At 65.3% G+C, this 314-nt stretch carries 1 protein-coding gene; it reads left to right on the forward strand.

Annotation, left to right across the window (positions count from 1 at the left end; translation table 11 throughout):
* Positions 1-82 precede the first annotated feature (82 nt).
* Positions 83-314, forward strand: a 232-nt coding sequence (locus tag EN859_RS36655) for a metalloregulator ArsR/SmtB family transcription factor (protein ID WP_135913710.1), incomplete at its 3' end; no start/stop codon positions are given.

Here is a 314-nt window from a genome sequence, read left to right on the forward strand (position 1 = left end):
GCGCTCGCGAGCGGACGTTGGTGGTTGACGTCAGCGGGCGGCCGTTATAGAACTAGATAGTTCCAGAACCAAATGGTTCCAAATGACCGCTTCCCTCGATCAGACTTTTGCCGCACTTGCCGATCCTACGCGCCGGGCGATCCTGGCCCGTCTGCTCGACGGGGAGGCTTCCGTCGCCGAGCTGGCTCGGCCCTTCGCACTCACCGTGCGGGCAGTTTCCAAGCACGTGGGTGTGCTGGAGCAGGCCGGCCTGGTCACCCGCAGCCGCGCGGCGCAGAAGCGCCTGAGCCGGATCGAGATCAAGCCTTTGCGCG

The organism is Mesorhizobium sp. M00.F.Ca.ET.216.01.1.1 (assembly GCF_004010325.2).
Lineage (GTDB): Bacteria > Pseudomonadota > Alphaproteobacteria > Rhizobiales > Rhizobiaceae > Mesorhizobium.